This window comes from Leucobacter chironomi DSM 19883 (assembly GCF_000421845.1).
Taxonomy (GTDB): Bacteria; Actinomycetota; Actinomycetes; order Actinomycetales; family Microbacteriaceae; genus Leucobacter; species Leucobacter chironomi.
Genome location: NZ_ATXU01000004.1, coordinates 12,753 through 34,262 on the forward strand (window position 1 = coordinate 12,753; position 21,510 = coordinate 34,262).

16 protein-coding genes are annotated in these 21,510 nt (G+C 69.0%); 15 read left to right on the forward strand and 1 reads right to left on the reverse strand.

Annotation, left to right across the window (positions count from 1 at the left end; genetic code table 11):
- The first annotated feature begins 116 nt into the window (after nt 1–116).
- From serA to H629_RS0105190, 6 genes are all read left to right on the forward strand, one after another.
- Nucleotides 117–1,709: a phosphoglycerate dehydrogenase gene (gene serA / locus H629_RS0105165; protein ID WP_024356234.1), complete on the forward strand. Its 1,593-nt coding sequence runs from the start codon at nt 117–119 to the stop codon at nt 1,707–1,709.
- Nucleotides 1,710–2,075: 366 nt separating this feature from the next.
- Nucleotides 2,076–2,555 (forward strand): SRPBCC domain-containing protein, encoded by a 480-nt coding sequence (locus H629_RS0105170; RefSeq protein ID WP_205618684.1) that lies wholly within the window; start codon nt 2,076–2,078, stop codon nt 2,553–2,555.
- Between the two features lie 266 nt (nt 2,556–2,821).
- On the forward strand, nt 2,822–5,074 hold the full coding sequence (locus H629_RS0105175) for a polyribonucleotide nucleotidyltransferase (protein ID WP_024356236.1): 2,253 nt from the start codon (nt 2,822–2,824) through the stop codon (nt 5,072–5,074).
- 253 nt (nt 5,075–5,327) lie between these two features.
- Nucleotides 5,328–8,306, forward strand: coding sequence for a putative Ig domain-containing protein (locus H629_RS0105180; RefSeq protein WP_152485647.1), 2,979 nt, complete (start codon nt 5,328–5,330; stop codon nt 8,304–8,306).
- Between the two features lie 41 nt (nt 8,307–8,347).
- Nucleotides 8,348–9,235: a helix-turn-helix transcriptional regulator gene (locus tag H629_RS0105185; protein ID WP_024356238.1), complete on the forward strand. Its 888-nt coding sequence runs from the start codon at nt 8,348–8,350 to the stop codon at nt 9,233–9,235.
- 93 nt (nt 9,236–9,328) lie between these two features.
- Entirely contained in the window at nt 9,329–10,729 is a 1,401-nt protein-coding gene (locus tag H629_RS0105190; RefSeq protein WP_024356239.1) for a M16 family metallopeptidase, read from the forward strand.
- Here H629_RS0105190 and H629_RS0105195 read toward each other — a convergent pair.
- Nucleotides 10,710–12,215, reverse strand: a complete 1,506-nt coding sequence (locus H629_RS0105195; protein WP_024356240.1) for a hypothetical protein — start codon at nt 12,213–12,215, stop codon at nt 10,710–10,712. The genes H629_RS0105190 and H629_RS0105195 overlap by 20 nt on opposite strands.
- 42 nt (nt 12,216–12,257) lie before the next feature.
- Here H629_RS0105195 and dapB point away from each other — a divergent pair, with 42 nt between their 5' ends.
- The 9 genes from dapB (at nt 12,258) to H629_RS0105240 (ending at nt 21,504) form a co-directional block, all read left to right on the forward strand.
- Complete coding sequence (gene dapB, locus H629_RS0105200; protein WP_024356241.1) at nt 12,258–13,004, forward strand: 4-hydroxy-tetrahydrodipicolinate reductase; 747 nt, start codon at nt 12,258–12,260, stop codon at nt 13,002–13,004.
- Nucleotides 13,001–13,477: a hypothetical protein gene (locus H629_RS0105205; protein ID WP_024356242.1), complete on the forward strand. Its 477-nt coding sequence runs from the start codon at nt 13,001–13,003 to the stop codon at nt 13,475–13,477. Before dapB ends, H629_RS0105205 begins: the two co-directional genes overlap by 4 nt.
- Before the next feature lie 132 nt (nt 13,478–13,609).
- Nucleotides 13,610–15,208 carry an APC family permease gene (locus tag H629_RS0105210; RefSeq protein WP_024356243.1) on the forward strand — a complete coding sequence of 533 codons (1,599 nt, stop codon included), beginning with the start codon at nt 13,610–13,612 and terminating at the stop codon, nt 15,206–15,208.
- A gap of 149 nt (nt 15,209–15,357) precedes the next feature.
- Complete coding sequence (locus H629_RS14455) at nt 15,358–16,305, forward strand: GGDEF domain-containing protein (protein WP_024356244.1); 948 nt, start codon at nt 15,358–15,360, stop codon at nt 16,303–16,305.
- Nucleotides 16,302–17,111 (forward strand): thymidylate synthase, encoded by an 810-nt coding sequence (locus tag H629_RS0105220; protein WP_029746596.1) that lies wholly within the window; start codon nt 16,302–16,304, stop codon nt 17,109–17,111. Before H629_RS14455 ends, H629_RS0105220 begins: the two co-directional genes overlap by 4 nt.
- Before the next feature lie 3 nt (nt 17,112–17,114).
- Entirely contained in the window at nt 17,115–17,738 is a 624-nt protein-coding gene (locus H629_RS0105225) for a dihydrofolate reductase (protein WP_024356246.1), read from the forward strand.
- A 47-nt stretch (nt 17,739–17,785) separates the two neighbouring features.
- Nucleotides 17,786–18,763 carry a 4-hydroxy-tetrahydrodipicolinate synthase gene (gene dapA, locus H629_RS0105230; RefSeq protein ID WP_024356247.1) on the forward strand — a complete coding sequence of 326 codons (978 nt, stop codon included), beginning with the start codon at nt 17,786–17,788 and terminating at the stop codon, nt 18,761–18,763.
- 82 nt (nt 18,764–18,845) lie between these two features.
- Entirely contained in the window at nt 18,846–20,522 is a 1,677-nt protein-coding gene (locus H629_RS0105235) for a ribonuclease J (RefSeq protein ID WP_024356248.1), read from the forward strand.
- Between the two features lie 4 nt (nt 20,523–20,526).
- The gene (locus tag H629_RS0105240; RefSeq protein ID WP_024356249.1) at nt 20,527–21,504 is read left to right on the forward strand and encodes a lipid II:glycine glycyltransferase FemX; all 978 of its coding nucleotides are present in this window, start codon (nt 20,527–20,529) and stop codon (nt 21,502–21,504) included.
- Nucleotides 21,505–21,510: the final 6 nt, after the last annotated feature.

Sequence of the window (21,510 nt, forward strand, 5' to 3'; positions counted from 1 at the left end):
GGATGACGCCCGGTGGCCGTGAGCCGCGGTCCCTCTGGCGCGGCAGGATAGGATGGAAACCCGGTTCCGCGTGTCGGGCCGGAAATCTCCTGCCGCTGACCCGAAGGATCCGCTTGATGTCTGCGCCGGTCGTGCTGATCGCCGAACAACTGTCTCCCGCCACCATCGCCGCCCTCGGCCCCGACTTCGAGGTGGTGCACGTCGACGGCACCGATCGCGACGCCCTGCGCGCCGCCCTCGCCACCGCCGACGCGGTGCTCGTGCGCTCGGCCACGCAGATCGACGCGGAAGCGCTCGGCTGGGCCCCGAAGCTGAAGGTCATCGCCCGCGCTGGCGTCGGCCTCGACAACGTCGACATCAAGGCGGCCACGCAGGCCGGCGTGATGGTGGTCAACGCGCCCACCTCCAACATCATCAGCGCGGCCGAGCTCACGGTCGCCCACATCCTCGGCCTCGCCCGGCACCTGCCGCGCGCGCACGGTTCGCTCTCGGCCGGCGAGTGGAAGCGCTCGTCGTTCACCGGCACCGAGCTCTACGAGAAGACCATCGGCATCGTCGGTCTGGGCCGCATCGGTGCCCTCGTGGCCGAGCGCCTGCGCGGCTTCGGTGTCGAGCTCATCGCCTTCGACCCCTACGTGACCGCGGCCCGCGCCCAGCAGCTCGGCGTGCAGCTCGTCGCGCTCGACGAGCTCGTCGAGCGCGCCGACTTCCTCACGATCCACATGCCCCGCACACCCGAGACGCTCGGCATGATCGGCGCCGAACAGCTGCGCGCCATGAAGAAGACCGCCTACGTCGTGAACGTCGCCCGCGGCGGCCTCATCGACGAGGCCGCGCTCGCCGAGGCGCTCGCGGGCGGCGAGATCGCCGGCGCAGCGCTCGACGTCTTCATGCAGGAGCCCCCGGCCGACGCCTCGCTCACCGGCCTGCCGAACGTGAACGTCACGCCCCACCTCGGCGCCTCCACCGAGGAAGCCCAGGAGAAGGCGGGCGTCTCGGTCGCGAAGTCGGTGCGCCTCGCCCTCGCGGGCGACCTCGTGCCCGACGCCGTCAACGTCGCGGGCGGCGCCATCGACGAGTACGTGCGCCCCGGCCTGCCGCTCACCGAGAAGCTCGGCCAGGTCTTCGCGAGCCTCGCGGGCACCGCGATCTCCTCGCTCGACATCGAGGTGCACGGCGAGCTCTCCGAGCACAAGGTCGACGCGCTGCGCCTCGCGGCGCTCAAGGGCATCTTCTCGAAGATCGTGAGCGATCCCGTGTCGTACGTCAATGCACCGCTGCTCGCCGAGCAGCGCGACGTCGAGGTGCGCTTCACGGTCGACGCCGAGTCGGAGAGCTACCGCAACGTCATCACGATCCGCGGATCGCTGACCGACGGCACGCAGATGTCGGTGTCGGGCACGCTCACCGGCCCGAAGCAGATCGAGAAGATCGTCGGCATCAACGGCTACGACCTCGAACTGCCGCTCTCGGATCACCTCATCGTGTTCAGCTACGTCGACCGCCCCGGCATCGTGGCGACCTACGGCGGCATCCTGGGCGAGGCCGGTGTGAACATCGCTGGCCTGCAGATCGCGCGCGACGAGAAGAAGGGCACCGCGCTGTCGGTGCTCTCGGTCGACGCCCCCGTCGAGGAGTCGCTCATCGGCGCGCTGCGCGGCGCGATCGGCGCGGAGACGCTCAGCACGATCAGCATCGACGCGCAGTAGTCGTTCGACCGGCCCTGACGCGCAGTAGTCGTTCGACCGGCGCTGACGCGCAGTAGCCATCAGCATCGACGCGCAGTGGTCGCTCGACCCGAGGCCCCGGTTCCCCGCTCAAGCGAGGGACCGGGGCCTTGCCTGTGCCCGTGGGCCTCGGGCTCCCTCTTGGGGCGGGGTGGCAGGGGAGTGGGATCCGCCCCATGGAGCTGCCTGGGGAGCTCTCTTGATGTGCCCCTGAGATCCGCCGTGCCGAGAGGCGGATTTCGCAGCTCCGGCGCCCGAGTCCCGTGCGAATTCCGCCTTTCAGCGCTCGTCGGGAGTCTGGATCCAGGGGGGGGTGACTGCCGGAAGGGAACGGCGTAGAGTCGGGCCATGAGCATGGATGATGGCCTCGCCGAACTCGACTTCACGGTGTTCGGCTTCATCGCCAAGCCGCCGGCCGAGGTGTACGAGGCGGTCGCCGATCCCGAGATCCTCAGCCGCTACTTCACCACCGGCGGGGCCCGCGGCCGCGTCGAGACCGGGGCGACGGTGCGCTGGAACTTCGCAGATTCCCCCGGCGCGTTCCCCGTCGAGATCATCGAGGCCGACGCGCCCGCGCGCATCCGCCTGCGATGGGCGGGGGACGCCTCGGCGACACTGGACCCGCGGGGTACCGAGGTCGAGTTCGTGTTCCGCCCGGTCGACGACGGGTCGCGCACGGAGGTGCGGATCACGGAGCGCGCGTGGCGCTCGACGCCGGGCGGCGCCGTGGGGGCGTTCGGCAACTGCATGGGGTGGACGGGCATGCTGGCCGCGATGAAGGCGTGGCTGGAGTACGGCATCAATCTGCGCGAGGGCTTCTACCGGTAGCCCGGACAGGGGGCGCCGGAGCGCGATCCCGAGCCTTTTCGAAGCACCGGTGATAGCCTGGATGCGCGGGCGTCTGCCCGCCTCAATGAAGAACCGAGCGCGTCGGTCGGCGGGCTGGTCTTCGGTGGTGGATCCCCCCACCGGCCCCTGCGCGGGCCGCGGGAACGGGGTGGTCTTCTACTGAACATCAGCACCCGGGTCTGCGCAGCATCGCTCGCAGCGTCTCGAGCTGCCGCCACGCGCTCTCGCAAGTGAATGGAGAACCCGTGGAGGGTCCTGAGATCAAGTTCGCCGAGGCCGTGCTCGACAACGGCAAGTTCGGCAAGCGCACCATCCGTTTCGAGGCCGGTCGCCTCGCGCAGCAGGCGCAGGGCGCCGTCGCCGCATACCTCGACGAGGAGACGATGCTCCTCTCGGCCACCAGCGCGTCGAAGCAGCCGAAGGATCACTTCGACTTCTTCCCGCTGACCGTCGACGTCGAAGAGCGCTCGTACGCCGCGGGTAAGATCCCCGGCTCGTTCTTCCGCCGCGAGGGTCGCCCCTCGACCGAGGCGATCCTCGTCTGCCGCCTCATCGACCGCCCGCTGCGCCCGTCGTTCGTCGACGGCCTCCGCAACGAGGTGCAGATCGTCGTCACCGTGATGTCGATCGCCCCGGGCGAGTTCTACGACGCCCTCGCGATCAACGCCGCCTCGGCGTCGACCCAGATCTCGGGCCTGCCCTTCTCGGGCCCGATCGCGGGTGTGCGCCTCGCGCTCATCGGCGACCAGTGGGTCGCGTTCCCCAATGCCGAGCAGCTGCAGGACGCCGTGTTCGACCTGATGGTCGCCGGCCGCGTGGTCACCAAGGCCGACGGCACCGAGGACGTCGCCATCATGATGGTCGAGGCCGAGGCCACCGAGGGCTCCTGGCACCTCATCCAGGCCGGCGCCACCAAGCCCGATGAGGCCATCGTCGCCCAGGGCCTCGAGGCCGCGAAGCCCTTCCTCACCCAGCTGGTGAAGGCGCAGGAGCAGCTCGCCGCGCAGTCGGCGAAGGAGGTGCAGGAGTACCCCGTGTTCCTGCCCTACACCGACGAGGCCTACGCGGCGGTCGCGGAGCTCGCCGAGGCCGAGCTCACCGCGATCTACCAGATCGCCGACAAGCAGGAGCGCCAGGACGCCGACGACGCGCTGAAGAGCCGCGTTAAGGAGGCCATCGCCGCCAAGATCGAGGCCGGCGAGCTGCCCGCCGAGATCGAGGGCCAGGTGTCGGCCGCCTACAAGTCGGTCACCAAGAAGATCGTGCGCGGCCGCATCCTCTCCGAGGGCGCCCGTATCGACGGCCGCGGCCTGCGCGACATCCGCGCGCTCGACGCCGAGGTCCAGGTGATCCCGCGCGTGCACGGCTCGGCGATCTTCCAGCGCGGCGAGACCCAGATCCTGGGCGTCTCCACGCTGAACATGCTGAAGATGGAGCAGCAGATCGACTCGCTGTCGCCCACCACCAGCAAGCGCTACATGCACCACTACAACTTCCCGCCCTACTCGACGGGTGAGACGGGCCGCGTCGGCAGCCCGAAGCGCCGCGAGATCGGCCACGGCTTCCTGGCCGAGCGCGCGCTCGTGCCCGTGCTGCCGGGCCGCGAGGAGTTCCCCTACGCGATCCGCCAGGTGAGCGAGGCGCTCAGCTCGAACGGTTCGACGTCGATGGGCTCCGTCTGCGCCTCGACGCTGTCGCTGCTCAACGCCGGTGTGCCGCTGCGCGCGCCCGTCGCAGGCATCGCGATGGGCCTCGTCTCGGACGAGATCGACGGCGAGACCCGTTACGCCACTCTCACCGACATCCTCGGTGCGGAGGACGCGCTCGGCGACATGGACTTCAAGGTCGCCGGTACCTCGGAGTTCGTGACCGCGCTGCAGCTCGACACGAAGCTCGACGGCATCCCCAGCGACGTGCTCGCAGGTGCACTGTCGCAGGCGAAGGAGGCTCGCACCACGATCCTCGACGTGCTGTCGCAGGCGATCGACACCCCGGACGAGATGGCGCCCACCGCGCCGCGCGTCATCACGGTGAACATCCCGGTCGACAAGATCGGCGAGCTGATCGGCCCCAAGGGCAAGACGATCAACGGCATCCAGGACGAGACCGGCGCCGACATCTCGATCGACGACGACGGCACCGTGTACATCGGCGCCGTCGACGGCCCGTCGGCTGAGGCCGCTCGCGCCCAGGTCAACGCCATCGCGAACCCGCAGAACCCCGAGGTCGGCGAGCAGTACCTCGGCACCGTGGTGAAGAACGCCGCCTTCGGCGCCTTCGTATCGCTGCTCCCCGGCAAGGACGGCCTGCTGCACATCAGCGAGGTGCGCAAGCTCGCCGGCGGCAAGCGCGTCGAGAGCGTCGACGACGTGCTGTCGATCGGTCAAAAGATCCTCGTGAAGATCACGAAGGTCGACGATCGCGGCAAGCTCTCGCTCGAGCCCGTGCTCGAGGAGACCGCTGCCGAGGCCCCCGCTGAGGAGGCCGCCGCGGAGTAGCTCCCGCACAGGCTCGGGGTCGGGGACAGGGCTTCGGCCCTGCCCCGACCCTTTGCCGTTCGACTGCGGCGGTTCGCCTGCGAAAGCGCCAAACGCACTCCTGCGGGAGAGCGTTTGGCGCTTTCGTTCGTTCCCGCCGGCGGTGGCGCATTTGCGCCATCGCCGGTTCTGGATGTCCCGCAGCCATAGCATCGTGACGTTACCGGCAAATCCATCTTCGGGGGAGCAGATGCGCGTGAGGCGTGAGACCGACATGAAACGGACAGTACGATACAGCCGCGGGGGAGCAGCGCTGCTGCTGAGCGCGCTGCTGGCGGTGCCGTTGGCAGTCGCGTGCGGGGGTGCGAGCGCAGCGCAGGCGGCCGACGGTCGGGGCGCGGGCAAGAGTCTGCTCATCGGCGTCGCAGCAGACGGATTCAACGCGGCGGGCACCGGCTCCATCGACATCGAGGCGAGCACCAACCCGAAGTATCCGGGAACGGTTCGTTTCACGAAGACAGCCCGCGGCGGATACGTCAGCTGTCTTGCGACCGACGATCGCGACTATCTACAGTGGACCGGCTGCAACAGCGACGCGAGCAAGCACTGGGTCATCGAGCCGCTCGACGCGAGAAACACGCCCGGCGAACTGTCCGTGCTTGGCAGGATCGACAACACCCTCACCGGCGCGAACGTGCGCGCGGGATCGGATCTGCCGCGCTTCGTGATCCGCAACTTCAAGTATCCTGACCACTGCGTCGCCACGAAGAAGAGCGGACTGCACGTCCCCGACGCCGCGAAGCCCGATCGCAAACTGACCACGACCAAGTGCAGCGCGAGCGACACCGAGAAGAATCTGCGCACCCAGCACGCGATCATCAACGACCCTGACGGCAGCGAGTGGGAGTTCCTGCGTCAGCAGATGGTGGCGGGCGCGCAGGCGCTCGCAGCCCGCAAGAGCGACGTCTATTTCAGCGGCGGCAATCTGTGGGTGAAGCCGATGGATGCCACTGGCAATCCGATCGGTGCTGCGGCGGGTGCGACGGGGGAAGGCTACTTCTCGCCGAGAGCGATCATGGTCGATCCGCAGTTCCGCGACGCGATTGTGAGCAAGCAGAACGTGGTCCGCGACTGCGCTGCGGGCGGCCTGTGGTGGTCGGTCTACAACGGCACCGCGGATCCGATGACCCGGACGATCGGCACCGATCAGCAGCACACCGACTCGACGGAGTTCGGGGTGTCCGTGACGGCGAGCGGCAGCTGGGAGAGCGGTACGAGCGCCTGGGTGCCGGCCGGCAGCTGGTCCTTCGGGCTCGAGGTCGGTGCTTCCAAGACCTGGGGTACGAGCGACAGCACGACGAAGTCCGACTCAATCAGCTACACCATCCCCGCCAAGCGCTACGGCATGGCCGTCGTCTCGACTGAGACCACGACCGTGCGCGGTTTGTGGATGTCGGGCACCGCCGTGAAACGCGTGTGGAACGTGCCCGGCATCATGTCGGTCGCCAGCAAGAACAGCGCAGGCGTGCCGTTGAGCGAGCTCAGCGCCTATGAGGGGAATGAGCAGAAGTCGTGTCTCGCGGACGGCCCCACCACCATCGAGGACGGCGCGGCATTCGAGGTGACGCTGCCGGGCGAGCAGGTTGCGCCCCTGGTCGGCGACACCGTCGCAGCCGAGGTCACATTCGTGCAGCCCGCAGCTCAAGGAGTTCCCCCGCTCGACGTGCGCTACCAGTGGTACGCCGACAAGGAGCCGATCGTGGGCCAGACCGCTCGCGAGCTCGTCGTAAAGCCCGGGTACCTCGGCAAGCAGTTGAGCTTCTCGACCTATGAGAACGGCGGATCGATGCGCTTCGAGAGCGAGAGGTACTCGTCGCTGCAGACGGCGCCGGTGCTCGCGCGGGCCTCGGACGGACTGCAGAGCGGCGTGCAGGGGGAGCCCGCGAGCCTGACGCTGCCGGACGGCATGGTCGGCACCCCTTACGAGGTTTCGCTCGGAGCCGTCGAAGGGATCGCCGAGCCCGTGACACTGGACGACGCCCAGCTGCCCGCAGGTCTGGTGTTTGACCCGGCGACCGAGACGATCAGCGGCACCCCGACAGGGGCCGGGCGCTTCGACATCGTGCTCGAAACGGCCGGTGGTGATGCGCTCGTCGCGACGGTCGACATCGATACGGCACCGACTGTCTGGCCCGGCATCCGGGGCAAGTCCGTGCGCGTGGACTCGCCGTTCGCGCTGCAGCTCGTGAGCGATGCCGGCACCGACGCGAGCTACGATGTCGAGTTCCTGACGAGTGACGGGCAGCAGACGAGCGCGCCCAACGGCGTGCGGGTGGTCGCCACGGGCGATGGGGCGCCGGTCCTCGAAGGCGCCTCCACTCAAGGCGGTGAATGGCTGGTTCGCACCACTGAGCGCAGCCCGCATCACGATGCCGGTGACGGCCGGGCAACGTCCGACACCGTGCGGCTTTCGGTCGACGGCGATGCTGCGCTTGTGCACCCGGATGGGGCGCGGCTCGAAGCGCCGCTCGGTGTTCCCGTCGAGTTGCAGCTCGTCGAGATGCCCGCGGGGGCGGACCCCGCGCCGCTCACGGGCGCGCTGCCCCCAGGCATGAGCTTTGATCCGGCGACAGGGGTGCTCTCAGGCGCGCCGGCTGGGAAGGGCGCCTATCCGCTGCACCTCGGCCCCACCGTGGACGGCGACAGCGGCGCGGTCGAGATCGTCGTGTTCGGTGCGCCTGAGATCTCGATCGAACGAAGGGTCGCCGAGCCGGGTGCGGAGGGCGCGGGCTCTGCGGCACCCGCAGGCGACCTCTCCGTCGGTGAATTCGCCGAGTGGGGCGTACTGGCGCCGCACGCCGACGAGATCACTGCGACGGTGCGGCGGACGAACGGCACAGAGTCGGTCGGCTGGGCGGCGCTCAGCGTGCCGGGACCCGGCGAGGCCCATCTCGACGCAGTTCCGTCGGAGCCCGGTCGCTATGTCATGGAGTTGCGGGCCTCGAACGCGGCAGGAACGTCGACGCAGGCGCTGGAGTTCGTTGTGCAGCCGTCCGGCGGTGGCTCGAGCGGCTCGGGGAACGATGGCGAACAGGCAGCCGATGCCGGTGCCGAAGGTGAGGGGTCGCTGTCGAGCACCGGCTCTGACCATGCGGCACTCGGGACACTCGCGGCTCTCGCGCTCCTGCTCGTCGCGGCCGGGGCGGTGCTGACCGTTGCTGCACGGAGGAGGCGCGGCGCATCGGGCTCGTGAGACCGAGCCGAAGCATGCGGGCAATGTGCTAGCTTTCGGAGGTGGATCAACTCGACCTTCTGCTGGTACGCCTGCATCATGACTACGAGGATGTCTGTGAGGCCGGGCTCAGACGCCGCCCGAGCGATCATTCGCTCGCGGCGGCCGTCGAGCGGCTTGTATCGGTAGGGTTGGCGAACTACGAGGGCGATTACCTCACGCTGCAGCGTCCGGAGTATTGCACTGTTGATTTTCCGGAGGAGACCCTGACCCTGCTGCAGAGCTGCTATGAGCAGTGGTTGCATGCCGAGCCCGTGAGTCTCGGAGAGCAGCTACTGTACGGGCAGAGGGGGTTTTGGCAGCACTGGTTGAATCTGCTGCACGAGCAGATCGAGGGTCCGATGCGCATGGACCTTGTGCTGGCCGACACGCCGGGAATCGTCGAGCACGACTGGATAGGGCAGCTGCGCAAGGACCTGTTGCAAGAGGTCATCGAGCAACAGGTGCTCTCGCTTCGCATGCTGATTCCGCCCAGCGATCCGGAGACTCCTCTCGGCGAGGTGGCCTCGCTGCTCACGGGGGTCGGGTTCGAAGTGCGCGTGCGTTCATCGCAGTTCCTCTTCGCGGTGTACGGCGGAAGGTCGGCTGTCATCGCCGATGGCTCCGACGGGGGCGAAGGATACTTCCTGACACGACGAGCCTCTATCGTGGGCCCGCTGCAACGAGTCTTCGATGAGCACTGGACCCAGGCGGTGCGCTGGAGCTCCTTCACACGAGGCACCGGAGACGTGCTTGAGCTCATGTCGCTCGGCTGGACGGATGCGCGCATCGCGGAGGCGATGGGGCTTTCGATGCGCACGGTCACGCGCCGTGTTTCCGAAGCGATGGCGGCCGCGGGGGTCACGTCCCGTTTCGAGCTCGGCATCAGGTACGCGCAGTCGAAGGCGTAGCTTGCTCGTGCGCCGTGACGGTTCCCGCTGGAGCACTCGGCCGTGCGCGATCGCGGAACGGTCGGGGCGGGTGCGCGGCGATAGGCTGTCAGGATGCGCGAACCCATTCTGCTGCCGCTCGATCAGCCGGAACTCGAAACCGATCTCGCCGGAGGCGTCGTGCGGCGCACCGTGCACCCGAGCGGCCTGCGCGTGCTCACGGAGCGCATGCCGAGCGCCCGCAGCGCCTCGATCGGCTTCTGGGTGGGCGTCGGGTCGCGCGACGAGCAGGGCGAGCGCGAGGACGCCCCCGGCAGTCTCGGCTCGACGCACTTCCTGGAGCACCTGCTCTTCAAGGGCACTCCCACCCGTGACGCCTACTCGATCGCGACGAGCTTCGACCGTATCGGCGCCGAGCACAACGCGCTCACGGCGAAGGAGTACACCTGCTACTACGCGAAGGTGCGCGACGCCGACCTTGACGACGCGGTGACCGTGCTCGCCGACATGGTGACCAGCTCGGTGCTCGACGCGGATGAGTTCGAGATGGAACGGGGGGTGATCCTCGAAGAGCTCGCGATGGCCGCCGATGACCTCGCCGACGTCGCCAACGAGCGCTTCTTCGAGGCCGTGATGGGGGAGCATCCGCTCGGCCGCCCCATTGGGGGTCTGCCCGAGACGATTCGCGCCGCCCGCCGGGACGACGTCGCATCGCACTACCGGGATCGCTACTACCCCAGCACGCTCGTGATCACCGCGGCCGGGGCCGTGGATCACGACCGTCTGGTGGAGCGGGTGCTCGCCGCTCTCGATCTGTCGCCCGAGGAGCGCTGGCACACCGGCCGTGCGGCGGTGCCCGTGCGCCGGGCGCAGACGGGGGCCGAGTCGACGGGGGCGGATCGCGCAGCGTCGTTCGCGGCGGCGAGCGGCGCTGATCCGAGTGTGCGCATCACGGCGCGTCCGAGCGAGCAGGTCAACCTGCTGATCGGCGCCCAGGGGCTGCGCGCGAACGATCCGCGTCGTTTCGCCTTCGGCGTCATGAACTCGGTGCTGGGCGGCGGCATGTCGAGCCGCCTCTTCCAGGAGATCCGCGAGAAGCGGGGTCTCGCATACACGGCCTACTCGTTCGGCGCGAGCTACAGCGACGCCGGCCTCTTCGGCATGTACGCCGGGTGCGCGCCCGAGAAGGCCTCCGAGGTGGTGGAGCTCAGCCGGCTCGAACTGCAACGGGTCGCCGAGAGCGGCATCACCGAGGAGGAGCGCGAGCGGGCGCTCGGGCAGATCGCGGGGTCGTCGGCGCTCGCGCTCGAGGACAGCGACACCCGGATGGGGCGTCTCGCCCGGGCGGAGCTCGGCAGCGGCGAGCTCTACGACCTCGACGCCTCGCTGGAGCGCTTCGCCGCGGTCACGGCCGAGGACATCCGCGGCATCGCCGCCGAGCTCGCGGCGCGTCCGCTCACGGTCGTGGCGGTGGGGGACACCGCGCGATCGACGCTCAGCGCGACCGCTGAGTGATCTCCCGCAGCTTGCGGATGCCGGCGCGCCAGTAGACCCGGGCGGCGGGCACCCGGGTGCCGCGGTAGAGGCCCTGCAGCGCGGGGATCAGGCGCTTCGTGTGATCGGTCAGGGCGTAGTGCTGCTCCTGCGCGCGGGTGCGGGTGATGAGCATGCCCATGTCGAGGCCGCGTCCGCGGTAGTCGCCGACGCCCACGGCACGCATCCAGAAGGCCTCGTCGGGCGACTGGAGCCCCTGCCAGTCGAGATCCGCCGCGACGAAGTCGAGCCGGGCACCGTCCTGCGAGACCCGGTAGCGCCCGGTGCGGGGCGCCTCCACCACGCGGTCGACGTCGGGGCCGGGGTACTGGATCACGAGCGTGCTCCAGGTCTCGGCGTCGAGCGCGGCCGCGCGCTCCGCCCTGATCTGCGCGAGGTCGAGGTCGAAGTCGACGTCGGAGAACTCGAGCACGTGATACGCGAACAGCGGCAACGTGGTGTCGTGCGGGGTGAGATTGGAGTGCGGCGAGGAACCGCTGATGCGGGGGTTCAACTCGCCGAGGTACACCTCGTCGGTGTCGGTGTCGAGCAGCACGCTCACCTCGAGGATGCCGCGGTAGCCCTCCGCTGCGAGACGGTTGCAGAAGCGTTCGACGAGGTCGAGGGTGCGGGTGCGGGCGTCGTCCCCGAGCAGGGAGGGGTAGAGCTCGCTGCCCGCCCAGCCGCCGCGGTACGCCGTCAGCTCGGGGTGGCCCGTGATCTCGCGCAGGACGGGTCCGGTCACCGTTCCGGCCGCGGTGATCACGGCCTCGACGGCGAGCGGCAGGTGCGCGATGCGTCGCATCACCTTGATGTCGGGGCCGGTGATGTCGGCGGCGACGCGCTCGTAGTCGGCGCTCGACGAGACGAAGTAGGTGGTGCGGCCGGAGTCGCCGTAGGGGAGCTGGATCACGAGGTGCTCGCCGAGCCCGGCGGCGCGGGCCTGCGCGCGCAGATCGTCCCAGCCGGTGATCGTCGTGAGGATGTTCGGCACGCTGAACGCGCCGGCGTCGTTGCCGAGCTGCGTGGTCGAGATCTTGGAATCGAGGCGGCTGCGGAGGGCGACCTCGGGCATCGCGATCTCGTAGCCGAGTTCGCGGCAGATGCGCTCGCTGCGCTCGTCGAACATGGCCATCACGATCTTCGGGCGGAGGCCGGCGGGCGTCTGCTCGGCGATGTAGCGCTGCACCTGCTCGTTGCTCAGCAGCCAGTTGGCGATGTTGACGTTGCCGCGGGGCTCGATGTCGGGCACGTTCGTGGGCGCGAAGGCTCGGGGGTGGGCGCCGTCCCAGGCGTCCCGCAGCGAGATGTAGCGGAAGCCGCCGACCCAGCGGTCCACGCCGAGCAGATTGGTCGCGGATCGGCTCACGTAGAAGAAGGGCTGCGGGTCGTTCCGCAGGTGCTCCGTGATCTCCGCGAGGGATGTGAGGCGTGGGCGCGAGGGGGAGGATCCGGGAGCCGTCGTCATGCTTCGAGGGTACCCCAGTCGAACTTCGGTACCCTAGGAGGCATGTCTGCGAGCGTTGCGGTGGCGGGTGCCACCGGCCGTCTGGGGTCCCTCGTCTGCCGGGTGGTGGAGGAGCACCCCGATTTCGAGCTGGTCGCCCGGCTGACCAGTGCGTCGGAGCCCGAAGCGGGCGCGGAAGCGGCGATCCTCATCGACGTCAGCCACCCCGATGCCTCGCCCGCCATCGTCGCGCGCGCGCTGCAGCACGGGCAGCGCGTCATCGTCGGCACGAGCGGCTGGTCGGCCGATCGCCTCGCCGAGCTCGAGGAGCGAGTCGCGAGCCTGCCCGATGCCGGCGTGATCGTCGTGCCCAACTTCTCGCTCGGCTCGGTGATCGGCACCGCACTCGCGCGCATCGCGGCCCCGTACTTCGACGCGGTCGAGGTGGTCGAAGCGCACCATCCCGCGAAGGTCGACTCGCCGTCCGGCACGGCGGTGCGCACGGCCGAGCTGATGGCTGAGGCGCGCGAGGGACGCCCGTTCGATGCGCCCTTCGCCGAGCAGCCGGCGCGGGGGCAGCTGGTCGCGGGGATCCCGGTGCACAGTCTGCGGCTGGCGGGCGTGGTCGCGAAGCAGGAGGTGCGCTTCGGAGGCCCCGGCGAGGTGCTCACGGTCACGCACGACACCCACTCGAACGAGGCGTACCGTGCGGGCATCCGCGCCGCGCTCGAGGCGGTGGGGGAGACCCGAGGGCTCACCGTGGGGCTCGACCGCGTGCTCGGGATCGGTGCGCTCGGAGCCCGCGCGTGAGCCCTCGGGCGAGGTCCGTGCTCGGTGTGGCGGTCATGAGCGTGCTGCTCGTGCTCTACTTCGTGTTCGCGGGCATCCGCGCCGTCGCCCTGCTCGCCTCGCAGGAGCCGATCCCGGTGATCATGGGTGCGGCCATGCTGATCCTGCCGTTGATCGGCGTGTGGGCGCTCGTGCGCGAACTGCAGTTCGGACGCAGCGCGACGAGGCTCGCCGATCGGCTCGCGGCGGAGGGCCGTCTGCCGGAGGAGCCGGTCGCCACGCATCCGTCCGGTCGCCCCGTGCGCGAGGACGCCGACGCCGCGTTCCCGCGCTACCGCGACGAGACGGAGGCGGAGCCGGATTCGTGGCGGGCGTGGATGCGGCTCGGCATCGTGTACGACGCCTGCGGCGATCGTCGGCGCGCCAGAGGCGCGATCCGACAAGCAATCTCCCTCGAACGCGACGAAATTCGTAGGGGATCCGCGCAGGGTTAGGGAAATCCGAACTTCCGGCCTACAATCGTCCGCGGACGGCAGCAGGACGGGGCCCGGATGACCCCGCGATCATCCTGCCGCCGAATGCGCGAACACGCTACGGTGCGTGGGAAAGCAACGGTGAAGAACACTATGGCCAAGTACGACCTCACGGCCGCCGAACCAGCCACGCGAACGCTGGACTCGGTGACGGGAATCAGCAAGAAGGGTCTCCCCTCGGGAACGGTGGGGGTGCTCGGCGCCCTCGTCATCGGGATCTCCACCTGCGCCCCGGCCTACACGCTGACCTCGGCGGTCGGCCCGGCTGCGAGTGAGGTCGGCTACCAGACCCCCGCGATCTTCCTCATGGGCTTCATCCCCATGCTGCTCGTCGCGCTCGGCTACCGCGCCCTCAACTCGGCGATGCCCGACTCGGGCACCTCCTTCACCTGGGCCACCCGCGCCTTCGGCCCCTGGATCGGCTGGATGGCGGGCTGGGGCCTCATCGCCGCCACCGTGCTCGTGCTCTCGAACCTCGCCGGCATCGCCGTCGAGTTCCTCTTCCAATCGATCAGCATTCTCGTCGGAGACCCCTCGATCGCGGAGATCGCGGGCAACCGCTTCATCAACATCGCGGTCTGCCTCGGCTTCATGGCCATCGCGACCTTCATCTCCTACCGGGGCATGACCTCGACCAAGGTCTTCCAGTACGTCACCGTCGCCTTCCAGATGATCGTGCTCGTCTGGTTCATCATCGCGATGTTCGTGGGCGCCGCCGATCCCGCTAACACCGAGGGCAGCATGCCCGAGCTCTCGTGGTTCAACCCGCTCGAGGTCGACAGCTTCAGCGCCTTCGCCGCCGGTATCGCGGTCTCGATCTTCGTCTACTGGGGCTGGGACACCGTGCTCACCATGGGCGAGGAGACCAAGCCCTCGAAGGGCCGCCTCTCGACCGAGAGCAAGGCCGCGACGATCCTCGTGCTGATCCTCGTCGTGCTCTACGTCGGCACCGCTGCCGCGACCGTGGCGTATGCCGGCCTCGGCGACGGCCCGACCGGCCTCGGCAACCCCGACATCGCCGAGAACGTGTTCGCCGCGCTCGCGCACCCGGTGATGGGGCCCGCCGCGATCCTGCTCTCGCTCGCGATCCTCGTCAGCGCCATGGCCTCGATCAACTCGACCGCGATCTCGCCCGCCCGCACGCTGCTGGCCATGTCGCACTACCGCGCGCTGCCCGCCTCGATCAAGCGCATCCACCCCAAGTACAAGTCGCCCTACGTGGCGCTCATGTGGTCGTCGGTCGTCGCCTCGGCGTTCTACGCGGTCATGCGCTTCATCAGCGAGGACGTGCTGTGGGACACCATCACGGCGCTCGGCATGATGGTCTGCTTCTACTACGGCATCACGGCGCTCGCGAGCCCCTGGTACTTCCGCAAGGCGGCCCTCAAGGAGGGCGCCGGCTCCGTGATCTCGAAGATCGTGCTCCCCGGCATCGGCGGCGTGCTGCTGCTGATCGTGTTCGTGCAGACCACGATCGACAGCATGGACCCGAGCTTCGGATCCGGCAGCAACATCGGCGGAGTCGGGCTCGTCGGCATCATCGGCGTGGCCGTGCTCGGCATCGGCGTGGTGCTCATGCTGCTGCAGGCTCGCGTCGCGCCCGAGTTCTTCAAGGGCCGCGTGCTCGCGAAGGCCGACGCCAGCAACGACACCTCCGCGCTGCAGGTCTTCGACGACGGCCTCGGCTCCTAGCCACTGCGCATCGGCTGCGCCGTCAGACGGGGTGCGTTCGCGATCCACGGGGATCGCGAACGCACCCCGTTGCGCGATATCCGGGTGTTTTGCAGGCGGGCACTCGTTAGGATTCTCACGGGACGGGCAGGGGATTGGGTGGGAGCAGGATGAGGAAGCAGAACGATCGTTCGCTGGCGGCGGCGGCTTTTTACTTCGCGGGCGGACTGTTCCCGCTGTTGAACGCCACCGTTTTCAGGCTCACGCCTTTCCCGCGCTCCGACCTGCTGCTCATCGCGACGCTCTGCTTCTGCACGACGCTCGGCATCCTCTTCATCGGGGACCGCTTCTCGAGAACGGCGGCCGGCGTGGTGATGAGCGTGCCGCTCGTCACCGTCGTGCCGAACGTGCTGCTCTCATCCCAGGAGCTGCGCGTGCTGTCGCTGGGGTTCCTGTTCTTCCCCTACTTCATCTTCGTGGTCTGGTTCCTGCCGATCTGGTTCGCACGCCTGCTGGGCTACAGCTGGCTCGCGCTCTTCTGCGGGGCCGTAACCCTGAAGTACGGCTTCGATCCGGCAGCGGTGCTGCTCGTGCTCGTCGTGAGCGGAGCCTCGCTCGGCGAACTCGTGCACCGATTCAAGCAGCGACTCGAACGCGACGCGATCACTGATCCGCTGTGCAGCGTCTGGAACCGGCGAGGCTTCGAATATCTGCTCTCGAAGGCCGTGGCGGTGGCCGAGCGCAACGAGCGACCGCTGGCGCTCGTCTACCTCGATCTCGACAACTTCAAAGCCATCAACGACGGCCGCGGGCACGTCGTCGGCGACCAGATGCTGCGCAGCTTCGCCCGAGAGATCGATGAGCGCATCCGTACCGAGGACGTGTTCGCGCGCTTCGGCGGCGACGAGTTCGCACTGCTGCTCATCGACTGCGACGCCCAGCAGGCGCGGGAGTCGGCCGAGCGGCTGCGGAGCGAGGTGTTCGCTCCGGCATGGTCGTTCGGCATCGCCGAGTGGCGACCCGGTGAGCAGTCGAAGGACTTCATCTCGCGAGCCGACCTCAGCATGCTCGCCGACAAGCAGCGTCGCAAGGTCGCCGCGGTAGACTCATCAGCGTGACTGCGAACGCGATCCCGACTCCCTACGAAGACCTGCTGCGCGAGGTGTACGAGCACGGCGCTCCGAAGTCCGACCGCACCGGTACTGGCACCCGCAGCCTCTTCGGGCGTCAGATCCGCTTCGACCTCGCCGAATCCTTCCCGCTGCTCACCACGAAGCGCGTGCACTTCAAGTCGGTCGCGGTCGAGCTGCTGTGGTTCCTGCGCGGCGAGGGCAACATCGACTTCCTCCGCGAGCACGGCGTCACCATCTGGGACGAGTGGGCCGACGAGCACGGCGACCTCGGTCCCGTCTACGGCGTGCAGTGGCGTTCGTGGCCCGCCCCGAACGGCGAGCACATCGACCAGATCGCGCGGGTCGTCGAGCAGCTGCGATCCGATCCTGACTCGCGCCGGCTCATCGTCTCGGCCTGGAACGTCGCCGAGCTCGACCGGATGGCGCTCGCCCCCTGCCACGCGTTCTTCCAGTTCTACGTGGCCGACGGCAAGCTCTCGTGCCAGCTCTACCAGCGCTCCGCGGACATGTTCCTCGGCGTGCCCTTCAACATCGCGAGCTACGCGCTGCTCACCCTCATGGTGGCGCAGCAGACCGGGCTCGAGCCCGGCGAGTTCGTGTGGACCGGCGGAGACTGCCACATCTACGACAACCACATCGAGCAGGTCGAGCGACAGCTCGCCCGCGAGCCGTTCCCGTACCCCCGCATCGAGATCCGCAAGGCCGAGTCGATCCTCGACTACACCCTCGACGATTTCGAGATCGTCGGCTACGAGCATCACCCGGGCATCAAGGCGCCGGTGGCGGTGTGAGCCGTGACGCGCGCTGACGAGCTGCGGCCCGAGCTGAGCACGGGCATCGGTGAAGGGCTCGGCATGATCTGGGCCGAGGCGCGGGGCGGAGCGATCGGCCGCGACGGCACGATGCCCTGGCACCTGCCCGAGGATCTTGCGCACTTCAAGACCACCACCTGGGGCGCGCCCGTCATCATGGGTCGCCGCACCTGGGAGTCGCTGCCCGAGCGCTTCCGGCCGCTGCCCGGTCGCGAGAACGTCGTCGTCACGCGCGCGACCGGCTTCGAAACGCCCGGGGCGACCGCGGTGACGTCGCTCGACGCGGCGATCGAGCGCACGAGCGGCAGTGTGCGCGAAGACTACGAGGCGCACCTCACGAGGCTGGCAGAGGATCCCGGCACGACGTGCCAGGATCCGGGTGCCTGGCCGGCCCGTGCGGCGTGGATCATGGGCGGCGGGCAGCTGTATCGGGCGGCCATGTCGCTCGCCGACGAACTGGTGGTGACCCGGATCGAGCTCGACGTGCCCGACGCCGACACCTTCGCGCCCGAGATCGGGCCCGAGTGGCGGCTCGCGGACCCCGGCACGTCGCTCGTCTCGCAGACGGGCCTCGGCTACCGCTTCGAGCGCTGGCTGCGCCGCTGAGACCGACTCACGGGGCCCGTGTCGGCGGAGTCCGGTAGCCTAGTACGGTGGCAATCCAGGAAAACCCCTTCGGTCAGGTGCTCGTCGCGCTCGTCACGCCCTTCCAGGCTGACGGCGAGGTCGATTGGCCTGCTGTCGAGAAGCACATCGATGACTGCATCCAGAGCGGTGCCGACGGCATCGTGGTCACCGGCACGACCGGCGAGACCTCCACGCTGACCGACCCCGAGAAGATCAAGCTCGTCGAGGTCGCCAAGTCGGTGTCGGGCGGCCGCGCGAAGATCATCACGGGCGGCGGATCCAACGAGACCGCGCACGCGATCGAGCTCTACAAGGCCAGCGAGAAGGCCGGCGCCGACGGCGTCATGATCGTCACGCCCTACTACAACAAGCCCACCCAGGCGGGCCTGCTCACCCACTTCCGCATGGTCGCCGACGCGACCGACCTGCCGGTGATCCTGTACGACATCCCCGGCCGCACCGGCGTGCCCATCAAGTACGAGACGATCCTGCGTCTCGCGAAGCACCCGAACATCCTCGCCGTGAAAGACGCCAAGGGCGACTTCAGCGAGGTGAGCCGGGTGCTCAACCAGACCGAGCTGCTCTACTTCTCGGGCGACGACGCCAATGTGCTGCCGCACCTCTCCATCGGCGCCACCGGCCTCATCGGCGTGACGGCCAACATCGCCGCCGCGCCCTACCGCGCCATCGTCGACGCCGTCAACGCCGGCGACCTGCACACCGCCCGCGACGCCCACCAGCGTCTCGAGCCCCTCGTGCGCGCGGTGATGACGCACGTGCCCGGCACGGTCGCGGCGAAGTACATCCTGCACGGCCTCGGCCGCATCGGCAGCCCCCGCGTGCGCCTGCCCCTCGTGGGGCCGGAGGAGTGGGAAGCCGCCCTCATCGAGGACGAACTCGCCCTCGTGGCCGACGTGCCCGGCGTCGACCTCTCGAACTTCAGGCCGGACCGCAATGCGGCTGCCGGCGGTGCCCTGCCCAAGATCGCAGGCACCACCCGCTAACGAAGCGGCCCCCTGAGCCTGTCGCAGGGGGATCCCGATAGCTGATTCCCCTCGACAGGCTCCGGGAACAGCCAAGGAACACATGACGAACCCCCCCTACGCTCCGCCCAAGCTCGAGAAGGGCACTCTCCGCATCACACCGCTCGGCGGCCTCGGCGAGGTCGGCCGCAACATGACCGTCTACGAGATCGACGGCAAGCTGCTGATCGTCGACTGCGGCGTGCTCTTCCCCGAGGTGCAGCACCCGGGCGTCGACCTGATCCTGCCCGACATCACCAAGATCGAGCACCGCCTGAACGACATCGTCGCCGTCGTGCTCACGCACGGCCACGAGGATCACATCGGCGGCGTGCCCTACCTGCTGAAGCTGCGCGAGGACATCCCCCTCGTCGGCTCGCGCCTCACGCTCGCCTTCGTCGAGGCGAAGCTCAAGGAGCACCGCATCCGTCCGAAGACCCGCGTGGTGGCCGAGGGCGACCGCGTGCAGTACGGCCCCTTCGACCTCGAGTTCATCGCGGTCAACCACTCGATTCCCGACGCGCTGGCCGTCGCGATCCGCACCGAGGCCGGTCTCGTCATCGGCACCGGCGACTTCAAGATGGATCAGCTGCCGCTCGACGGCCGCATCACCGACCTGCGCGCCTTCGCGAAGCTCGGCGAGGAGGGCGTCGACCTCTTCATGACCGACTCGACGAACGCCGACGTGCCGGGCTTCACCCCGCTCGAGAAGAACATCGGCCCCGTCATCGAGCAGGTCATCGCGAAGACCCCCGGCAAGGTGGTCGTCGCCAGCTTCTCGAGCCACGTGCACCGCGTGCAGCAGGTGCTCGACGCCGCCCAGGCGAACGGCCGCCGCGTCGTGCTGCTCGGCCGCTCGATGGTGCGCAACATGAAGATCGCCTCCGATCTCGGCTACCTCGACGTGCCCGAGGGCGTGCTCGTGGATCTCAAGAAGAGCGGCGACATCCCCGATCACCGCATCGTCTACATGTCCACCGGTTCGCAGGGCGAGCCGATGGCCGTGCTCAGCCGTATGGTGAACCGCGAGCACCAGGTCGAGGTGGGCGAGGGCGACACCGTCATCATGGCGTCGAGCCTGATTCCCGGCAACGAGACCTCCGTGTACCGCGTGATCGACGGCCTCATCAAGCTCGGCGCCAATGTGGTGCACAAGGGCAATGCGAAGGTGCACGTGTCGGGTCACGCCGCCGCGGGCGAGCTGCTCTACTGCTACAACATCGTGCGCCCGAAGAACGTGATGCCGATCCACGGCGAGTACCGCATGCTGGTGGCCAACGCCGCGCTCGCGATCGAGACGGGTGTGCCGCAGAACCGCACTGTCATCGCGGAGAACGGCACCGTGGTCGACCTCGCCGACGGCGTCGCCCGCGCGGTGGGCCAGCTCGACACCGAGTTCATCTACGTCGACGGCAAGAGCGTCGGCCGGGTCACCGACGACGACCTGCGGGACCGCCGCACGCTCGCCGAGGAGGGCTTCATCTCGGTGATCACCGTCGTCGAGCCCACGACCGCGCACATCGTGTCGGGCCCCGACATCCACGCGAAGGGCGTCGCCGAGGAGGCGCGGGTCTTCGAGAAGATCAAGCCGCAGATCGCGGACGCGCTCGAAGCAGCGATGAAGGACGGCGTGACCGACCATCACCAGCTGCAGCAGATCACCCGCCGCACCATCGGCCGCTGGGTGGGCACGAAGCTGCGCCGCAAGGCGATGATCGTGCCCGTCGTGGTGGTGGTGTAACGGCATGGCGAACTTCTTTCAGACGGAGCGCTGGTGGGATTTCCAGCGCTCCCTGGGCGAAGAGGTCGTCTCCGGTCGTGGGGAGGGATGGCACTACTTCGGCCGCATCGTGCGCGATGCGCTGGGGCCGTACCTCTACCTGCCCTACGGCCCGGTCGTGGCCGATGAGCGCGCGCTCGACGCCGCGATCGCCGATGCGCGAGCGCAGGCGAAGCGTCTCGGCTGCTACCGGCTGGTGATCGAGCCGTCGCTGCCGATCACCCCCGAGCAGGCGGGCGCGCGGGGCAAGCGGATGCTCACCGGCTTCCAGCCGAGCCGCACCCACGTGGTCGACCTCACCCAGGACGAGGACGAGATCGTGCGCGGCATGAACGCGACTCGTCGCAAGCAGCACCGCGGTGCCGCGAAGCGGGGGTACGCCTTCGCCGAGTGCGACGACCCCGCCGACTACGATCTCGGGGTCGAGCTGCTGCGTCAGACCGGCGAGACCCGCTCCTTCGAGGTGCGCGACGGAAGCTACTTCGAGCATTTCCGAGGCCTGGTCGACGAGGGGATCGCGCGCGTCTTCGTCGCGAAGCACGAGGGCGAGACGAAGGTCGTCGGCTACGTGATCGACGACGAGGACACGCGCTACTACCTGTACGTGGGGCGCGACCTCTCGAACAACAGCATGCAGATCTCCGCGCCGTTCATCGTCTTCCTGATGCTCGACGCGAAGGCCCGCGGGCTGCGCACCTTCGACTTCTACGGCATCTCCGCCCGCGACGACGTGCCCGACGAGTGGACCGGCTTCACCGTCTTCAAGCGCACCTTCGGCGGGCACGCGGTGCAGTTCTCGGGAGCGTGGGAGATCCCGGTGAAGCCCGTGCGCTACGCGGTGCGGCGCGCGCTCGACGCCGCGCACGAGCTGCGCGCGAAGCTCCGCAGTCGCGGTGCGACTGGCGGCGGCGCGACGGGCGACGGACCCGCGGCGAAGGAGTAGCGCGTT